17 protein-coding genes are annotated in these 17,265 nt (G+C 60.0%); 10 read left to right on the top strand and 7 right to left on the bottom strand.

Annotation, left to right across the window (positions count from 1 at the left end; all coding sequences use genetic code 11):
• Positions 1-27: 27 nt before the first annotated feature.
• Both AC1P02_RS04650 and ftnA read right to left on the bottom strand, forming a co-directional pair.
• Positions 28-1,212, bottom strand: a complete 1,185-nt coding sequence (locus AC1P02_RS04650; protein WP_429234323.1) for a BaiN/RdsA family NAD(P)/FAD-dependent oxidoreductase — start codon at positions 1,210-1,212, stop codon at positions 28-30.
• Between the two features lie 200 nt (positions 1,213-1,412).
• Entirely contained in the window at positions 1,413-1,937 is a 525-nt protein-coding gene (gene ftnA, locus AC1P02_RS04655) for a non-heme ferritin (protein ID WP_005319436.1), read from the bottom strand.
• Positions 1,938-2,134: 197 nt separating this feature from the next.
• Between ftnA and AC1P02_RS04660 the strand changes: the two genes are divergently transcribed.
• The gene (locus AC1P02_RS04660; protein WP_485184293.1) at positions 2,135-3,928 is read left to right on the top strand and encodes a GGDEF domain-containing protein; all 1,794 of its coding nucleotides are present in this window, start codon (positions 2,135-2,137) and stop codon (positions 3,926-3,928) included.
• Between the two features lie 63 nt (positions 3,929-3,991).
• Here the strand turns inward: AC1P02_RS04660 and fabV are convergent, their stop codons facing one another.
• Positions 3,992-5,179, bottom strand: coding sequence for an enoyl-ACP reductase FabV (fabV, locus tag AC1P02_RS04665; RefSeq protein ID WP_219614867.1), 1,188 nt, complete (start codon positions 5,177-5,179; stop codon positions 3,992-3,994).
• Positions 5,180-5,556: 377 nt separating this feature from the next.
• On the opposite strand from fabV, the gene AC1P02_RS04670 reads away from it, so the two are divergent.
• Positions 5,557-5,991, top strand: a complete 435-nt coding sequence (locus AC1P02_RS04670) for a universal stress protein (protein WP_005319449.1) — start codon at positions 5,557-5,559, stop codon at positions 5,989-5,991.
• Between the two features lie 191 nt (positions 5,992-6,182).
• On the top strand, positions 6,183-7,196 hold the full coding sequence (trpS, locus tag AC1P02_RS04675) for a tryptophan--tRNA ligase (protein ID WP_485184296.1): 1,014 nt from the start codon (positions 6,183-6,185) through the stop codon (positions 7,194-7,196).
• On the opposite strand, the gene AC1P02_RS04680 is transcribed toward trpS, so the two are convergent.
• Positions 7,175-8,149, bottom strand: a complete 975-nt coding sequence (locus AC1P02_RS04680) for a LysR family transcriptional regulator (protein ID WP_021140190.1) — start codon at positions 8,147-8,149, stop codon at positions 7,175-7,177. The two genes, trpS and AC1P02_RS04680, sit on opposite strands and share 22 nt — an antisense overlap.
• 91 nt (positions 8,150-8,240) lie before the next feature.
• On the opposite strand from AC1P02_RS04680, the gene AC1P02_RS04685 reads away from it, so the two are divergent.
• A complete protein-coding gene (locus tag AC1P02_RS04685) occupies positions 8,241-9,140 on the top strand; it encodes a DMT family transporter (protein ID WP_005319455.1) in 900 nt (299 codons plus the stop codon).
• Positions 9,125-9,286 (top strand): hypothetical protein, encoded by a 162-nt coding sequence (locus tag AC1P02_RS04690; protein ID WP_096119800.1) that lies wholly within the window; start codon positions 9,125-9,127, stop codon positions 9,284-9,286. Before AC1P02_RS04685 ends, AC1P02_RS04690 begins: the two co-directional genes overlap by 16 nt.
• Positions 9,287-9,442: 156 nt before the next feature.
• On the opposite strand, the gene AC1P02_RS04695 is transcribed toward AC1P02_RS04690, so the two are convergent.
• Positions 9,443-9,901 carry a DUF6314 family protein gene (locus tag AC1P02_RS04695; protein ID WP_485185421.1) on the bottom strand — a complete coding sequence of 153 codons (459 nt, stop codon included), beginning with the start codon at positions 9,899-9,901 and terminating at the stop codon, positions 9,443-9,445.
• A gap of 42 nt (positions 9,902-9,943) precedes the next feature.
• Between AC1P02_RS04695 and AC1P02_RS04700 the strand changes: the two genes are divergently transcribed.
• Complete coding sequence (locus tag AC1P02_RS04700; RefSeq protein WP_058395519.1) at positions 9,944-10,798, top strand: carboxylate/amino acid/amine transporter; 855 nt, start codon at positions 9,944-9,946, stop codon at positions 10,796-10,798.
• On the opposite strand, the gene AC1P02_RS04705 is transcribed toward AC1P02_RS04700, so the two are convergent.
• Positions 10,795-11,655, bottom strand: coding sequence for a GGDEF domain-containing protein (locus AC1P02_RS04705; RefSeq protein WP_485184300.1), 861 nt, complete (start codon positions 11,653-11,655; stop codon positions 10,795-10,797). The two genes, AC1P02_RS04700 and AC1P02_RS04705, sit on opposite strands and share 4 nt — an antisense overlap.
• A 70-nt stretch (positions 11,656-11,725) precedes the next feature.
• A complete protein-coding gene (locus AC1P02_RS04710) occupies positions 11,726-12,439 on the bottom strand; it encodes a 3-deoxy-D-manno-octulosonic acid kinase (RefSeq protein WP_087756799.1) in 714 nt (237 codons plus the stop codon).
• 173 nt (positions 12,440-12,612) lie between these two features.
• Here AC1P02_RS04710 and AC1P02_RS04715 point away from each other — a divergent pair, with 173 nt between their 5' ends.
• The 4 genes from AC1P02_RS04715 (at position 12,613) to spoT (ending at position 17,210) form a co-directional block, all read left to right on the top strand.
• Positions 12,613-13,680, top strand: a complete 1,068-nt coding sequence (locus tag AC1P02_RS04715; RefSeq protein ID WP_485184302.1) for a glycosyltransferase family 9 protein — start codon at positions 12,613-12,615, stop codon at positions 13,678-13,680.
• A 299-nt stretch (positions 13,681-13,979) separates the two neighbouring features.
• Positions 13,980-14,606, top strand: coding sequence for a guanylate kinase (gene gmk / locus AC1P02_RS04720; RefSeq protein ID WP_131731174.1), 627 nt, complete (start codon positions 13,980-13,982; stop codon positions 14,604-14,606).
• Positions 14,607-14,685: 79 nt separating this feature from the next.
• Positions 14,686-14,961, top strand: coding sequence for a DNA-directed RNA polymerase subunit omega (gene rpoZ, locus AC1P02_RS04725; RefSeq protein ID WP_005307060.1), 276 nt, complete (start codon positions 14,686-14,688; stop codon positions 14,959-14,961).
• A gap of 134 nt (positions 14,962-15,095) precedes the next feature.
• Positions 15,096-17,210: a bifunctional GTP diphosphokinase/guanosine-3',5'-bis pyrophosphate 3'-pyrophosphohydrolase gene (spoT, locus tag AC1P02_RS04730; protein ID WP_005319472.1), complete on the top strand. Its 2,115-nt coding sequence runs from the start codon at positions 15,096-15,098 to the stop codon at positions 17,208-17,210.
• Positions 17,211-17,265 lie beyond the last annotated feature (55 nt).

Here is a 17,265-nt window from a genome sequence, read left to right on the forward strand (position 1 = left end):
TGCCGCCGGGAACAGGGCCGTCGCAGATCAGCAGTACTGGCCAGCCACCCAGCCGGAAGACCAGGCCCACTGGAAGTTATAGCCCCCGAGCCAGCCGGTCACGTCCACCACCTCGCCGATGAAGTAGAGACCGGGCACCTTGCGCACCTCCATGGTCTTGGAGGAGAGCTCGTTGGTATCCACGCCGCCCAGGGTCACCTCGGCGGTGCGATAGCCTTCGGTGCCGTTCGGCAGTATCTGCCAATCCCCCAGCAGGGTGGCGATGGCCTCCAGCTCTCGCTCGTTGTACTGGCGCATCGGTTTGCTATTGAGCTGACCCAGCTCCACCAGCTTGTCGACGAAACGCTTGGGCAGCTCGCGACCCAGCACGGTTTTCAACTCCTGGGCAGGATGAGCCTGCGCCCATGCCTTGAGGGCCATAGGAATATCCAGCTCGGGCAGCAAGTTGATATGGATCTTCTCCCCCGCCAGCCAGAAGGAGGAGATCTGCAGTATGACGGGGCCGGAGAGACCGCGATGGGTAAACAGCATGGCCTCTTTGAAGCAGGTGCCATCTTCGGCGGTCACCGCCACCGGCAGGCTGATACCCGCCAGATCGGTAAAGGCCTCTTTCTCGGCTTGATGCAGGGTAAACGGCACCAGACCGGCGCGGGTCGGCAGCACATTGAGGCCAAACTGCTCCGCCAGCTTGAAACCATAGGGAGTCGCGCCCAGCTTGGGCATGGAGAGGCCGCCAGTGGCTACCACCAGAGAGTGGCAGCTCACCTCCCCCTTGCTGGTACCGAGCACAAAACCGGCCTCGGTCCTGGTGACCGACAGGATCTCGGTCTGGAACTGCAGGGTGACGCCAGCCCAGTCGCACTCGGTAAGCAGCACATCGACTATCTCCTTGGCACTCTCGTCACAGAACAGCTGGCCCAGGGTCTTCTCGTGGTAGTTGACCCCGTGCCTGTCCACCAGATCGATGAAGTCCTGCTGGGTGTAACGTGCCAGCGCAGATTTGCAGAAATGGGGATTGCCCGAGAGGAAGGCGTGGGGCCCGGCCTGATGGTTGGTGAAGTTGCAACGACCACCACCGCTGATGAGGATCTTGCGACCCGGCTTCTTGGCGTTGTCGAGCACCAGCACGGAGCGCCCGCGATAACCCGCCTGCTGGGCACACATCAAACCGGCCGCACCGGCCCCGATCACCACCACATCCACTTGCATCATCACTGCCCTACTCATCAGACGGCCAAACACGCGACCAAAAAACCACCGCAACGGCAACTCATAAAAAACAAAAAACGGCCCATAAAAAGAACCGTTTTTGTGCCCGGCAAGAACCACCGCAACGGCAACTCGTAAAAAACAAAAAACGGCCCATAAAGGGGCCGTTATTGTACTGGGTGAACACTAAGTGTCCACGACTATCAGGCGTTGCCATCCATGACGCTGGCGGGGGCACCCTTGGCCAGCTCGGCCAGCTCCTTGTCGATGAAGTAGAGACCCTTGCCATCTTCGCCCACCAGCGACAGACGGTCGACGATGCTCTTGAACAGCTTCTCCTCTTCATGCTGCTCGGCCACGTACCATTGCAGGAAGTTGAAGGTGGAGTAGTCCTGAGTGGTGAATGCCACGTGAGCCAAGCCATTGATGCACTGGGTGATGTGATATTCGTGTTCGAGGGTGTTACGGAAAATGTCGCCCAGGGATTTGAATTCGTGGGGAGGCGCATCGATGGCGCCCAGCATCGGCATAGCGCCGGTCTCGCTCACGTAGGTGAACAGACGCTCCATGTGCTGGCGCTCCTCAACGGCGTGCTGACGCAGGAAGGTGGCGGCACCTTCGAAACCCTTGTCCTCACACCATGCGCTCATCTGCAGGTAGAGATTGGAGGAATAGAATTCAAGATTAATCTGCTCGTTCAACTTCTCGATCATGGCTTTTGCCAACATGCTGATTCTCCACTGTGATTTGATCACGATTGTCGCCACTGTTTTAACACGAATCAACCAGATACGGCGGTCAAACTGCTCAGTTGTGACCGTTTTTCGCCTCATCCTATCCCCCATACAGGTATAGAGAAGCAAAGAAACATGGTGTACGTGGATTCAGCCATTATGATGGCGCCAGTGGTCAGGGAAAGGATTCAATGAGATTCATAACGGCACTGGCACTGCTCTGGATAACCCAGTTGCAGGCCGCTCCCTCCTTGCTGGAAGAGGCTGAATTGCAGGCGGCGCGCGATCCCGCCGGCTATCTGCAACGCCTCGATGCCAACCCGCAGCAGGATATGGAGCTGTTTTATGCCAGAGCCCTGGCCCAGGCAGCCCTAGGTCACTATCCGCAGGCCCTGCTCGACAATGCCAGAGCCCGCGAGCTGGCCAGTGCCCAGCAGCAACCCCTGCGCCTGCTGGATTTTCAGCTGCAAGAGGTTGCCCTGATCCTGGATACAGAGGCACCTGATGAAGCCCTCCGTCTGCTGGCCCGGCTCAAACCCGCCGTTATCGACCACCCAATGCAAGCATCTGAATGGCATGCCCTGAACGGGTTGGCACTCTATCGCACCCAGCAGTTGAAAGAGGCGATCGCCGAACTCAAGACGGCCTTTCGCTTCAAGCAATCCACACGAGACAAACCGGTTGCCAGTCTGGACTCAGCCCGCCTCTTGATGACCCTGGGCAACCTCTATGCCGACCTGAGTCTGCCCAGAGAGGCGGAAACCTATTATCGGGAAGCCCTGCAGCAGATGGTGCAGCTGGACGAGCCAAACAGCCAGACCATCATCAAAGCCAACATGGCACGGCTTTACATAGACACGGATCGCCCCATCCAGGCCAGACAACTGCTCGACAGCCTGCTGGCTACGCCCCATCTGGCGCCGGATTACCGCGCCATCATCCTCGGCTATCAGGCCATGGCGCTCAACGCCCAGGGTGACTGGACGGCAGCCCTGCGCAGTCTGGACGAAGCGCAGACACTCTATCAACAGTTGGGATATCAGGATGCGGGGGAACGCCTGCTCGAGACCCGGGTCAAGGCATTGCAGGGCCGGGGAGAGATACAGCTGGCGTTGCAACTGCTGACGTCCCAGGGCCACCCCAGCGCCGGCAGCAAGGCATTGCAAGCCAGCCTGCTGGCCCAGCAGGGCCGCTATCCGGAGGCTTATGAGGCCTTGTCCGCCTACATGAACGATTACAAGCAGCACTTCAATCAGGCGCTGAGCCAGCATGCCGCCACCTTTCAGGCCGAGATGGATCTGGCCCGCAGCGAGGCCAGCAACCGGGTGCTGCAAGAGGAGAACGAGCGCAAGCGCCAGCAGCTGCTGCACCAACAGAGCGCCCGCAACTACCAGCTGATGCTGGTCGGCCTGCTGGCGGGCGCCCTGCTCCTGCTCGGCATCACCACCCACAGGCTGCACCGCAGCTCACGCCACCTCTACAAGCTTGCCACCTTCGATCAGCTGACCGAGCTGCCAAACCGCCGCGCCCTGCTGGAACGGCTTGCCATCCAGTGGCAACTGGAAGACCCGCTCACCCTGCTCATCATCGATATCGATCACTTCAAGCAGATCAATGACAGACACGGCCATCAGGCGGGTGATCGGGCCATCCAGCGGCTGGCGCGGGAGCTGAGCGACTGGGCCCCGGACGCACAGCTGATAGGGCGCTGGGGAGGCGAGGAGTTTCTGGTGGCGGTACCACTGGCGGCAGAGGATTGCTGGCACCTGGCAGAGCAGTTACGCCTGAGGATTTCCCAGCTGGACACACCGCACATGACCATCAGCATCGGCATAGCGGGGCGTTCAGAGGCTGATGAGGGGCTTGGCCCGCTGATCCACCGCGCCGACATGGCTATGTATCAAGCCAAGCGCCAGGGCCGCAACCAGACCATATTGGCGACAACCCCTTCGGCGCAGGATGAATTGACCAGCAGCGTGGCCTGACGGTCAGTGAGCACGGCCACCCGCGCAGAATGAAACCGGGATAACTTGACCAGCCGGGCGGGATCAGGGCACCAGCTCGGTCAGGGAAGCCACATCCACCGGCGCCCCATAGTCGACACCGGGCAGCTCAAAACCGTTGAGCTGCATGAAATCCTGCCGCAAGCCGGCAAAATCCCCCAGGGTATGGAAGTTATCCGGCGTCACCTTGGACCAGAGTGTCGAGACGGCGGCCTGAATGGCCGGGTCCAGCTCGTGGTCATCCATCCGGATCAGCCGGTTGCCATCGGCCACCACGCCCTGCGGCCCGTACATCTTGCTGGCAAACAGCCGCTGCATCTGCTCGATGCAGCCCTCGTGCACGCCGCGCTCCTTCATCACCCCCATCAGCAAGCCGAGGTAAACCGGCAGCACAGGGATATAGGCGCTCGCCTTGGTCACCAGCGCCTTGCAGACCGACACCCAGGCGTGGCCGCCCAGTTCTGCCAGTTGCAGGTTGATGGCCTCGGCGGTGGCATGCAGGTGCTCCTTGGCGTAGCCGATAGTGCCGTCCCGGTAGAGGGGATAGGTGGATTCCGGGCCTATGTAGGAGTAGGCCACGGTCCGGGCGCCGGGGGCGAGGCAATCGGCCTGCTGCAACGCCAGCATCCAGAGCTGCCAGTCCTCGCCGCCCATGACGGTGACGGTGTCGCGGATCTCCTCCGGGGTGGCGGGCGCCAGGGATTGTTGCACCAGCCTGTCCTGCTCCAGATCCAGCCCCCAGCCGCTGAAAGGCTGGCCCGTGGTCTTGAGTGCGGAGCGCACCTGACGGCCATCCGGCAATACCCGGATACCGCTGGCCAGCGAGTAGATCACCAGATCCACCTGCCCCAGCTGCTGGCGAATGGTGTCGATGGCCTGCTGACGCATGGCATCGGAAAAGGCATCGCCTATCAGATTGACGGCGACGCGCCCCTCCTGCTCCGCCGCCTGCCGAAACCAGATATTGTTGTACCAGCCTGCGCTGCCGAGCCCCTTGTCGGACGGGCCTCGCTCGAACGAGACGCCGACGGAATCGGCACCGGCCCCGAAGGTCAGCGCTATGCGGGAAGCCAGCCCGAAGCCAGAGGAGGCACCGAGAACCAGCACCCGCCTGGGCCCGTTGAAACTGCCCGCAGCCTTGACGCTGGATATCTGCTGCAACACGGCGGCCCGACAGCCGATGGGATGACAGTTGCGGGCAACGCAACCCTGGATCTGGGGATGAATGATCATGACGGGATCTCCAAAGGAACTGGCTACAGCATAACCAAGAAGTTGCGGATTACCTTGATGTCGGGCGGGATATGGGCAGTAAGGGGGCAGAAAAACAAGAGGGAGCGCGAGGCTCCCCAAAGCGGTATTCAGATGCTTTTTATTGTTTTGTGTTCATTGCGAAGCACGGGCACATCCTATGCCTGCCACCCTCGCCGGGCAAGTCGAGGGGTGTGACTCAGGTCAAACTCCTGTTCGATTTATAGACAATTTATGACGCATGACATAGAAGAAGCCCCATAAGAAACTCATTTAAATCCCAAAACTGTGTCGAGAACGCCATTTTAGTTTCATCAGACATTGGTATAGTGAACTCAGGATCAGTGAGGAGAATTCCCATGAATGGAACCTATTACCAACACATACTGGCCGCTATCGACCTGTCGGAAGATAACCGCAAGGTGATCGAGAAGGCGGTTGATCGGGCCCGTTCCAACGGCGCCAAGCTGTCCGTGATCCATGTTGATGTGGACCTCAAGGATCTCTACACCGAGATGATCGATATCGACATCGACAACGTGCAGGATCAGGTGATCGCCGAAGCGAAAGAGAAGCTGGAGACCTTCCTGGCCTCGGTGGACTACCCCATCGAGAAGAAGCTGGTGATCTGCGGTGATCTGAGCGAACGGGTCAACCAGGCGGTCAAGGATTACCAGATAGACCTGCTGGTGTGCGGCCATCGTCAAAGCTTCTGGAGCCTGCTTACCTCCAGTGCCCGTCAGCTGATGAATACAGTACCCTGCGACCTGCTGGTCGTTCCCTTGCAGAAGTGATCAAACTGGCGTAGTTTTATTTGCCATGAATATGACCATCTTCAATCACAACTACTGGTGGTGCTGCTTCTAAACAGGCGGCACTGCTTTTCTATGTAAAATATCCCAAAGAAAACACCGTGACCGCCGAGAGGCGGTCATTGTTTTTAGTCCTTTGTCGCCTCCCGGCCCACCCCACTGGAGAGAGTGACATGCACAACCCCATCATACTGACCGGCGACCGTCCCACCGGCAAACTGCACATAGGCCACTATGTCGGCTCATTGCGTCAGCGCGTCGAGGCCCAGCACCATTACCGCCAATTCGTGATGATCGCCGATCTGCAGGCACTGACCGACAACGGCCACAATCCGGCCAAGGTAACCGACAACGTGCTGGAGGTGATGGCCGACTACCTGGCAGCCGGCCTGGATCCTGCCAAGACCACCTTCTGCCTGCAAAGCGCCCTGCCCGCCCTCGCCGAGCTCACCACCTATTACCTCAATCTGGTCAGCGTAGCCCGACTGGAACGCAACCCCACCGTCAAGGCGGAGATCCAGCAGAAAGGGTTCGAGCGCAGCCTGCCGGCCGGTTTTCTCATCTATCCAGTCAGTCAGGCCGCCGACATCACCGCCTTTCGCGCCACCCATGTGCCTGTGGGTGAAGATCAGTTGCCCATGCTGGAGCAGACCAATGAGATAGTCCGCCGCTTCAACGTTCTGGTGGGTAAAGAGGTGCTGACAGAGTGCCAGCCGATCCTGAGCGACACAGGGCGTCTGCCCGGCATAGACGGCAAGGCCAAGATGTCCAAGTCCCTCGGCAACACCATAGAGCTCGGCATGTCAGCGGAAGAGGTCAAGCAAGCGGTGTTCGCCATGTATACCGATCCCAATCACCTCAAGGTGAGCGACCCGGGTCAAGTGGAGGGCAATACGGTATTCGCCTATCTGGATGCCTTCCATCCCGACAAGATGCTGGTGGCGGAGATGAAGGCCCATTACCAGCGCGGCGGGCTCGGCGACATGCGCTGCAAACAGGTGCTGAACGACTGCCTGCAAACCCTGCTCGCCCCCATGCGGGCGCGGCGCCAGGCGGCGATTGCCGACAAGCGGCAGCTACTGGCCCTGTTGCAGCAAGGTACCCAGCAGGCCCGTTTACTTACCGACGAGGTACTGGCGGAGGTAAAAAGCGCCATGGGGCTGGATTACTTCGCCGGGCTGGGTTGATCCGCACTGCGCTGGGCCACACTGCCCAGCGCATCCGCGCCATAGCGCTCGAAGGCAAGTCGGTGCAGCAACCCCTTGAACCAGCCAATGGCCTGGTCATGGGCGGTGAGCGGGTGGCCCGCCATCAGGTAGACGATGGGGATATCCGGGTTCAGCTGATGCAGGCGCAGCGGGTAGTAGCGGCAGAAGTGGCGCCCTATCATCTCGGGTACCACCACCAGATAGCGGCCGGTCGCCATCAGCGGCGGTACCGCCATAAAACTCGGCAGCCGCACCCCCAGCTCACGCTCAACCCCGAAACGGGCCAGCCAGAGATCCACCATGGCCTGGCTGTGGCCCCAGCTGGAGGTATGGATGTGAGGGCGGCTGACCAGTTCGGCCGGCCCCAGCACCTCGGGCAACTCACTGCCCAGCGGTGACAAACAGACCAGCGGGTTGTTGAACCAGGGCTCGCGCCACAGCCGGGGCGAGAAGTGATTGGCATCGGCGAACCCGATCACCAGATCCAGCTCCCCCTTCTCCAGCTCCCGCTCGTAGTCGCTGTCTGCCAGTTCACACACCTCCAGCCGGCAGTGTGGTGCCTGCCGGTGCAGCTGTTCCACCAGCGCCGGTACCAGACCGTGCTCCACCGAACCCGGGGTGGCGATGCGAAAGATCCGCCGCGCGCTGGCGGGATCGAACCCCTCCGCCTGCCGCAATCCCTGTTCCAGCATGGCCAGCGCCTGACGCACGGGTCCCGCCAGGGTCTTGGCTCGCTCGGTCGGCATCATTTCGCGCCGACTCATGACGAACAAGGGGTCATCCAGCGCCTGCCGCAACCGCCCCAGGGCGTGACTGACGGTGGACTGGGAAAGGTGCAGACGCTCGGCGGCGCGGGTGACGTTTCGCTCCTGCATCAGCATGTCGAACACGGTCAGCAAGTTGAGGTCGAGGCGGGAGAGAGGGAGTTCCATCGATATATGCCATAGTTGAATGACGACAATTCATTTTTGGCATAGTAGCAGATTGCATAGAATGCGCTGGCGAATTACATCGGAGATTAACATGCGTAGCTATCTGTTGTTGCTGGCGATTGGCCTGTTGTGGGGCTCCCAGTTTATTTTCATGCATCAGGCGGTGACCGAGTTGCCCCCCATCATGGTGGCGGCCGGACGAGCCTTGTGCGGCAGCCTGACCCTGGGTCTGCTCTGCCTGTTCATGCGTCTCAAGAGCGAGCACACACCATGGCGCACTTACATGCTGATCGCCCTGCTCGATGCCACCCTGCCCTTCATCATGGTGGCCTGGGGTCAACAGTATGTGGATAGCGCCATCGCCGCCGTGGTAATGGGTTGTATCCCCTTTGTCACCATCTTGATGGCCCCCCTGTTGCTTTCCGGTGAAAAAATCACCAAGGGCGGTCTGGTCTCGGTGATCATCGGCTTCATCGGTGTGCTGGTGCTGTTCTGGCCGAAACTGGCCAACGGCATGAACGCCGGCCTGCTCGGCGCCGTGGCCATACTGTTCGGGGCCAGCTGCTTTGCCATCGGCCTGCTGATGATCAAGCGCTTCGCCAAGGACCACCCTGTGGTGGTGGCGCGCAACATACTGATCTCTTCGGCTATCCAGCTGATGCTGGCGGCCCCCTTCCTGACCGATCTGAGTGCGCTCACCATGCCGAGCCAGCATGCCATCAGCGCCGTTGTCGTGCTGGGTGTCTTCTGTACCGGTCTGGTCTACTTCCTCTACATGGCACTGATCCAGAAGGCGGGCCCGACCTTTGCCTCCTTCAGCAACTATCTGGTGCCGCTGTTCGGCGTCATGCTGGGTGCCATGTTCCTCGGCGAGCAGATCCAGTCCACCACGGGTGTGGCACTGGCCCTGATCCTGGGCTCGGTCGCGCTGAACCAGTGGGCACAGCAACGCCGCGCACAGCGGGAGGCTGCCCTATGTCAGGCATCCTGACCACCTTGTGTGGGGGCCTGGTACTGATTGCCGGCTGGCAATATCGCCACCGGCTGGCCGGCCTGCTCGGCCTGCTGATGGTGCTGCTGCCCTGGTTCTTCGACAGCAAGCTGCAAGCCATGCTGAGCTATGCGTTGCATGCCTGAATACCGATGCTGAATGTGTGACGAGAGTGTATCTCTCCTGTTTTTGGGACCGTTTTAAAAAAACCTCCGATTTGTCCCCTCTACCGGCGCTCTGCGCCGGTTTTTTTATTTCTGCATTTTCATGCTCTTGCATTGGACAGGTGCCCGACTTGAGGGTCATCTCAGGTAGCGATAACTGAGCCGCTCATTCTTGCGCGGGCCTGTGATCTCCCAGCTCAGCAGAAAACCACTGTCGCTCTCGGTCAGCTCGGCACTGTAGTGATCCTGGCCACACAGATGCGGCTCAGCGGTCAGCCAGCGGCCATCCCCTTGCGGCAACAGCTCGAACAATTCCACCGGCTGGGCATAACGCAGGTGGGATAGACGGATCCCCTGATCGCCGCGCTGCCACCAGAAGCGGTTGTGCATGGTCAGTACACGGCCATGGGGCGTGGTGTAACGGCCCGTCTCGGCGAACAGCCAGCCCCCCTGATGATCGGTCACCTCCACATCTCCCTCACCACGACCACACCAGTCAGTCGCGGAACCCGCACCATTGCTTGCCTCGAAGGCAAAGGCGCGGATCTGTGGCAACTGGTGCCATAAACGCTGGATCACAGCTTCCATCTCGGCCATCATAGCGCCCTCAAAATTGACAACTGACGATAAATCAAACACATGAACTATTTGATAGGAGTTACCCTGCTCTGGTCATTCTCCTTCAGCCTGATCGGGGTCTATCTCGCCGGCCAGGTGGATGCCTACTTCTCCGTGCTGACGCGCATCGTCCTTGCCAGTCTGGTGTTTCTGCCATTCCTCAGACGCCGCTGGCTGCGGCCTGATTTCGCACTCAAGCTGATGGGACTCGGCGCCATCCAGCTCGGCATCATGTATCTGTTCTACTACCAGTCCTTCCTGCTGCTGACGGTGCCGGAAGTGCTGGTATTCACCATCTTCACCCCCCTCTACGTCACCCTGCTCCACGACCTGCTGGAGCGCCGCTTCAAACCTGTTTATCTGTGGGGCGCCCTGCTGGCGGTGCTGGGGGCAGCCGTCATCCGCTTCGACGGGCTGACCGAAAGCTATGTACTGGGATTCCTGGTGGTGCAGGGTGCCAACCTCAGCTTCGCCATGGGACAAGTGGGCTACAAGGTACTGCTGGCACGAGAAGCACAGCAACCGCCACAGCAGGCGGTATTCGGCTGCTTCTATCTGGGAGCACTGGCTGTCGCCCTGCCCGCCTGGTGGCTGCTGGGCAAGCCGCAGTATCCGACTTCCGGTTTACAGTGGGGCATTTTGCTCTGGCTGGGGGTGGGAGCCTCCGGCCTCGGCTACTTCCTGTGGAACAAGGGCGCGACCAGGGTCAGCAGCGGTGTGCTGGCCATCATGAACAACGCCCTGATCCCGGCGGGCCTGCTGGTCAATCTGTTGATCTGGGGCAAGGATACCAATCTCGCCAGGCTGGCCATTGGCGGCCTGCTGATGCTGGCCTCCCTCTGGATCTGTCAGCGCGCCAGCGTGAGCAAGCATTAACCAACAACGGCATTGTGCTCCCGTCTGGCCTGACCGTGGCAGGTCGCCAGCCGGGCCAGCAAGTGATCGATATGCTCGCCGGCCTGGCTCTGCACCAGCCCGACACTGACGGTCACAGGCCGCTGCGGCAGCAGGCTGGCATCGGCGATCTCGAGGCGCAATCGCTCGGCAATCTCGAGGCCACTCAAGCGATCGGTCTGGGAGAGCATCAGGATGAAACCATCCTGATCCCAACGGGCGAAGGGATCTTCCCGCCGCAGCTCGTGGCGTACCATGCGCGCCAGCTTGGCCAGCATGGCATCGCAGGCCGCTTCGCCAAACAGTTGCTGGATCTTGGCACTGTGGTCGACGGTAAACTGCAACAGGCTGAAGCTGCCGCTCTCGGTCGCCAGCCGCTCGTCGAGCAGCTGTTCGAAGTGGCTTCGGCTCTCCAGCCCGGTAAGGGGATCCGTGCCATGCCGCTCTTCCGCCACCGGCTGTGACTCGAGCAGGCGCACCACCCCCAACACCTGACCGTGAACATCGCGCCGGGCCCGCTCTTCCAGCCGAACGTAATGACCGTCGTGATGCAGGATGCGGTACTCGAGCCGGATCTGGGGCACTCGCCCGCTCTGACAGGCAGCGAGAGCCTCCTGCAGCACAGCCACATCGTCGGGATGCACCCGTTCCAGCCAGCCGAGATCGTCCAGACCGGTTTCATTCAATCCCAGCAGACGCAGACAGGAGAGATCCCGCTGCACACCCTGTTGCGGGCTCCAGCTCCAGAGTCCCGCCTCCAGCAGAGCCATGACATCCGCCATCAGCGTCGGATCAAACCGGGTGACCACTTCCCTCAGGGGAGCCTTGAGCATGTCCATCGAATGCCTCGAAACCGAATCTGAATACCTGCTCAATAAGTAACATTGGCTCTCGCGCCGAGCAACAGGGTCAGCTCGCTTTTCCCTGATAACCGCTCATCAGCGCCTGCCAGTTTTCCGGCACGAAGTGAAAACTGGTGTGCAATTGGGACTCTTTACTGAAGGAGCGTTGCAGCCGCTCCAGATTGGCCTGCTGCCAGCTGCCCGGGGAACGGATCGCCCCCTTGTCGAAGTCGATCACCCACACCTTGCCCTCCTTGTCGAGCAGCAGATTGTGGCTGTTGAGATCCGCATGATAGACACCCGCATCGTGCAGCTGACGCACAGTCTGACCTACCTTGTGCCATACCTGATCGGCGATCGGCCCCTGCTTGAGCAGGGCCACCAGGTCCTTGGCACCGCGAATGCGTTCGATAAGGATGTCGGCGCGATAGAAGGGGCCCTGCTTGGCCATACGGGCCGCAAACGGGCGCGGCACCGGCAGGCCCTGTTCGCTCAACTTGGCCAGCAGAGTGTATTCGGCCATGGCCCGGCTGGATTCCACCCCCTCGAACCAGAAGCGATCCCGCACCACCTTGCCCACCATGCCGCCACGATAGTAATGACGCAGCACCAGATGACGGGATTCATCCTTCACGAACCAGGTCACACCACGCCCTATGGCAGAACCCACCACCTGGCGATGTGTCTGCCACCAGGCCGGATCAAACAGCTCGGGAGAAGGGTCACGAAAAACCCCTTCGGCGTACCAGCAGATCTGGTTGTGTTCGGTCTGTATTCGCATCTTGGTGATTCCGGTCGGTCAGTAATCGCAATGGTTCGATTCACGATAAGGCGGCTTGCCAGCACGGACCCGTGCACCTTGTGAGGAGCAGGGCCGGTACCGGCTGCCAGTTGCGCGCAATTTTACAATCCACAGGGGAGTTTGCATAATGCCATCCATCCATTTTTCCACCATTGCACCACATCATGCCGCTGTTCCAAACGCCGCCTTCTTCTATCTGCATACTGCGGCTCTCCGCCATCGGGGATTGCTGCCACGCGCTGGCGCTGGTGCGCGTCATCCAGCGGGCCTGGCCCCAGACTCGCATCACCTGGATCACCGGCAAAATCGAAGCGACCCTGTTTGCCGACTTGCCCGGGGTCGAGGTGATCGCCTTTGACAAGAGCAAGGGTTGGCGCGGTTATCTCGACCTGTGGCGCACCCTCAAGGGACGCAAGTTCGATGCGCTGCTCCACCTGCAGGCGGCCATGCGCGCCAGCATAGCGACGCTCGGTATCAAGGCCAGGGTCAAACTCGGTTTCGACAAGGCGCGCGCCAACGACGGTCAGTGGTTGTTCACCAACCACAGGGTTCCCTCCCCCACGTCTCCCCATGTGCTGGACGGTTTCCTTGCCTTTGCCAAAGAACTCGGCATCAAGGATCTGACGCCGGACTGGCAATTGCCTATCAGCACCGAACATAAAACCTGGGCCAGGGAGAAAATCGGCGGCAAACTGACTCTGCTCATCTGTGCCGCCGCCAGCAAGGCATTCAAGAACTGGACTGCCGAAGGCTATGCTGCACTGGCGGATCACGCGACCAACAAGGGCTTTCAGGTCTACCTGTGCGGCGGCCCGGCCAAACTGGAGCGGGATCTGGCGGCCGACATACAGCGGCTAAGCCAGAGCAAACCGGTGGACCTGGTGGGGCAGACCAACCTCAAACAGCTGCTGGCCCTGATTGGTGAAGCGAGCCTGGTGCTGGCCCCCGATACCGGCCCCACCCACATGGCAACCCTGGTAGGCACGCCGGTGATTGGCCTCTACGCCCACCACAATCCGGCTCGCACCGGCCCCTATTTGTGCCGTGACTACGTGGTCAGCGTCTATCAGGAGCTGATCGAACAGGAAACCGGCAAGCCGCTGGCCGAGCTCGGCTGGCGCACCCGCCTCAAGGATCCGGATGCCATGGGCAAGATAGGGATTGAGAGGGTCATTGCTACCTTTGACCGGCTCTGCGCCGATCGTCACCTGCCCGGCTGAGGGCGATTCGGAAATTCCGAGCCATGAGGCAGGGATAACCTGATGGCCCCTGTCCCGCCTGCAGGGCAGAATGGCAGCCGATGTGGGTTACGCTCCCGCAGCAAGCAACGAATACTTTGATCGGCTGGAATATGATTCCAGCCGTTTTTTTATCCGCCGCCTTCTGATAAAATTCGCCGCCTTTACATCCTCCCGACTCAAGAATTTCCTGCGTTTTGCGTTTGGCTGTCTCCCTTTCGGGCACAAGACGGCGGCCTCTGCTACAACCAAAACGCAGCTCTAGATAATAAGGTAATGACATGGCGCAACAAGGCACTCTCTATATCATCTCCTCCCCGAGCGGGGCGGGTAAATCCAGCCTGCTCAATGCCTTGCTGACCCAACACAACCCGGCTGGCAAGATGCAACTGTCGGTTTCCCACACCACCCGCGCCACTCGTCCCGGCGAAGAGAATGGGGTGCACTACCATTTTGTGCAGGTGGAAGAGTTCAAGGAACTGATCGAACGCGGTGACTTTCTGGAGTGGGCAGAGGTATTTGGCAACTATTACGGCACCTCTCGCGCCGCCATTGAAGCCTGCCTGGCTCAGGGGATCGACGTCTTCCTCGACATCGACTGGCAAGGCGCCCGCCAGATCCGTGAGCAGATGCCGACCAAATCCATCTTTATTCTGCCCCCCAGCCGCGCCGAGCTGGAACAGCGCCTGATCGGGCGCGGTCAGGACAGCGCCGAGGTGATTGCCGGCCGGATGGCGAAAGCCATTGCCGAAATGGTGCACTACGACGAGTATGACTATGTCATTATCAACAAGGACTTTGAGCTGGCACTGTTCCAACTCAGGGCCATTATTGAGTGCCAACGGCTGGAAATGCGTCAGCAACAGCAGGCACAACAAAACTTGCTGCAACAGCTACTGGCAGAATAGGCCAAAAACAAGTAAACTTTTGCGTCATTTTTAAACACTGCTTTTTTAAACACAGAAAGCCCAAACACTGGAGTCCTGCATGGCACGCGTTACTGTAGAAGATGCTGTAAAACAGGTAGGTAACCGTTTTGACCTGGTGCTGGTCGCCGCCCGCCGCGCCCGCCAAATCGCGGTTCAAGGCAAAGATCCCCTGGTCGACGAAGAGAACGACAAGCCGACCGTGATCGCCCTGCGCGAGATCGAACTGGGTCTGGTGAACAATCAAGTGATGGATACCCAGGACCGTTACGAGCAGCAAGAACAGGAAGCCGCCGAACTGGCAGCCGTTGCTGCCATCGCCGAAGGCCGCGGTTAAGTAAGTAATTTCCCATGGTCGGCGCCCGCCCGGGTGCCGACTGTTCTTCCCATTTACAACCGCTCGAAAACCTCGCAAACTCAGGACTATTCCTCAATTCCACGGATTGCCGTTTCACCGCTGCGGGGACTGTCTTGTATTTATTTGAAAATCTTAAAGAAATAGCCAGTTCCTACCTGCCTCCAGAGCAGGTTGAGAAGCTCAGGCAAGCCTATGTGGTGGCCCGTGATGCCCACCAGGGACAGATGCGTTCCAGTGGCGAACCCTATATCACCCACCCGGTTGCCGTTGCCCGCATTCTCGGCGACATGCGACTCGATCACGAAACCCTGATGGCAGCCGTGCTGCACGACGTCATCGAAGATACCCCCGTGACCAAGGCCGATCTGGCCGCACTGTTTGGCGATGCCGTCGCCGAACTGGTGGCCGGTGTCTCCAAGCTCGACAAGCTGAAGTTTCGCGATCGCAAAGAAGCTCAGGCCGAAAACTTCCGCAAGATGGTGATGGCCATGACCCAGGATATCCGGGTCATCCTGATCAAGCTGGCCGACCGCACCCACAATATGCGTACTTTGGGTTCGCTACGGCCGGACAAGCGCCGCCGCATTGCCCGCGAAACCCTCGAGATCTTCGCCCCCATCGCCAACCGCCTCGGCATTCATACCATGAAGAACGAGCTGGAAGAGCTGGGTTTCGAGGCTCTCTACCCCATGCGCTCACGGGTATTGCGAGAGTCGGTACGCCGCGCTCGCGGCAATCGCCGTGAAATCATCGACTCCATCCAGAGCGAGATCGAGGGCCGCCTGCATGAGGCCGGCATCGACTCCCAGGTGAGCGGCCGCGAGAAGAACCTGTTTTCCATCTACAACAAGATGGAGAAAAAAGAGCTGCAATTTCATGAGGTAATGGATATCTACGCCTTTCGCGTCAGAGTGAAGGACATAGATACCTGTTACCGGGTGCTGGGGCAGATGCACAGCCTCTACAAGCCGCGCCCCGGTCGCTTCAAGGATTACATCGCCATCCCCAAGACCAACGGCTACCAGTCGCTGCACACCTCGCTGGTGGGGCCCCACGGGGTGCCGGTGGAGGTACAGATCCGTACCGAGTTCATGGATCAGATGGCCGATAAAGGGGTTGCTGCTCACTGGGCCTACAAGCAGGATGGCGACAGCTCGGGCACCACGGCCCAGATCCGCGCCCAGCGTTGGATGCAGAGCCTGCTGGAGCTGCAGCAGAGTGCCGGCAGCTCGTTTGAGTTCATCGAAGGGGTCAAGACAGACCTGTTCCCTGACGAGATCTACGTGTTCACTCCCGAAGGTCGCATCATGGAGCTGCCCACGGGTGCCACGCCGGTGGACTTCGCCTATACGGTACACACAGATATCGGCCATGCCTGTGTGGGGTCACGGGTTGACAGACATCCCTACCCCCTTAGCAGCCCGCTCTATTCGGGGCAGACGGTAGAGATCATCACGGCACCGGGCGCCCGTCCCAATGCGGCTTGGCTCAATTTCGTGGTGACCACCAAGGCCAGATCCAAAATCCGCCAGTTCCTCAAGAACCTGCGCACCGAAGAGTCTGTGGTGCTGGGCCGCCGCCTGCTCAACCATGCGCTTGGCGCCAAGAACATCGAAGACATTCCGGAACCCCGCATCAAGCAGGTGCTGGCCGATACCAAGCACGAAAACCTGCAGGGTCTGCTGGCCGATGTGGGCCTGGGCAACGCCATGAGCGTCATGGTGGCGCGCCGCATGCTGGGCGAACTGCCGCCGGAAGAGCAGCCCAAATCCAGCAGCAAGAAGATGCCGATCAAGGGTGCCGACGGCATGCTGGTCACCTTCGCCAACTGTTGCCGCCCGATCCCGGGGGATGCCATCATTGCCCACATCAGCCCGGGCAAGGGGCTGGTGATCCACCAGGAAGCCTGCCGCAATATCAAGGGCTACAGCCGCGAGCCGGACAAGTATCTGCCGGTACAGTGGGAGGTGGACAAGGATCAGGAGCAGGAATTCCGCACCGGCATCAGCGTAGAGATAGTCAACCATCAGGGTGCGCTGGCCGAGCTGGCCAACGTGATTGCCGCCACCGGCGCCAACATTCACGCCATCAGCACCGAAGAGAAGGATGGCCGTGTCTATCTGGTCACCCTGCTCATCACCACCAAGAGCCGCATCCACCTGGCCAACATCATGCGCAAGATCCGCGTGATGCCCAATGTGCTCAAGGTGAGCCGACAAAAGAACTGAAAACAGGCGGCGCAAGCCGCCTGCTGCTTTTATAGAGACAAGCCATGATCCCCGA

The sequence above is a fragment of the Aeromonas sp. TS_SC_11 genome, from assembly GCF_057318915.1.

Coding starts and splice junctions, on each gene's coding strand:
- AC1P02_RS04650 (WP_429234323.1), bottom strand. CDS start 1,212: ATGATGCAAGTGGATGTGGTGGTGATCGGGGCCGGTGCGGCCGGTTTG.
- ftnA (WP_005319436.1), bottom strand. CDS start 1,937: ATGTTGGCAAAAGCCATGATCGAGAAGTTGAACGAGCAGATTAATCTT.
- AC1P02_RS04660 (WP_485184293.1), top strand. CDS start 2,135: ATGAGATTCATAACGGCACTGGCACTGCTCTGGATAACCCAGTTGCAG.
- fabV (WP_219614867.1), bottom strand. CDS start 5,179: ATGATCATTCATCCCCAGATCCAGGGTTGCGTTGCCCGCAACTGTCAT.
- AC1P02_RS04670 (WP_005319449.1), top strand. CDS start 5,557: ATGAATGGAACCTATTACCAACACATACTGGCCGCTATCGACCTGTCG.
- trpS (WP_485184296.1), top strand. CDS start 6,183: ATGCACAACCCCATCATACTGACCGGCGACCGTCCCACCGGCAAACTG.
- AC1P02_RS04680 (WP_021140190.1), bottom strand. CDS start 8,149: ATGGAACTCCCTCTCTCCCGCCTCGACCTCAACTTGCTGACCGTGTTC.
- AC1P02_RS04685 (WP_005319455.1), top strand. CDS start 8,241: ATGCGTAGCTATCTGTTGTTGCTGGCGATTGGCCTGTTGTGGGGCTCC.
- AC1P02_RS04690 (WP_096119800.1), top strand. CDS start 9,125: ATGTCAGGCATCCTGACCACCTTGTGTGGGGGCCTGGTACTGATTGCC.
- AC1P02_RS04695 (WP_485185421.1), bottom strand. CDS start 9,901: ATGGCCGAGATGGAAGCTGTGATCCAGCGTTTATGGCACCAGTTGCCA.
- AC1P02_RS04700 (WP_058395519.1), top strand. CDS start 9,944: ATGAACTATTTGATAGGAGTTACCCTGCTCTGGTCATTCTCCTTCAGC.
- AC1P02_RS04705 (WP_485184300.1), bottom strand. CDS start 11,655: ATGGACATGCTCAAGGCTCCCCTGAGGGAAGTGGTCACCCGGTTTGAT.
- AC1P02_RS04710 (WP_087756799.1), bottom strand. CDS start 12,439: ATGCGAATACAGACCGAACACAACCAGATCTGCTGGTACGCCGAAGGG.
- gmk (WP_131731174.1), top strand. CDS start 13,980: ATGGCGCAACAAGGCACTCTCTATATCATCTCCTCCCCGAGCGGGGCG.
- rpoZ (WP_005307060.1), top strand. CDS start 14,686: ATGGCACGCGTTACTGTAGAAGATGCTGTAAAACAGGTAGGTAACCGT.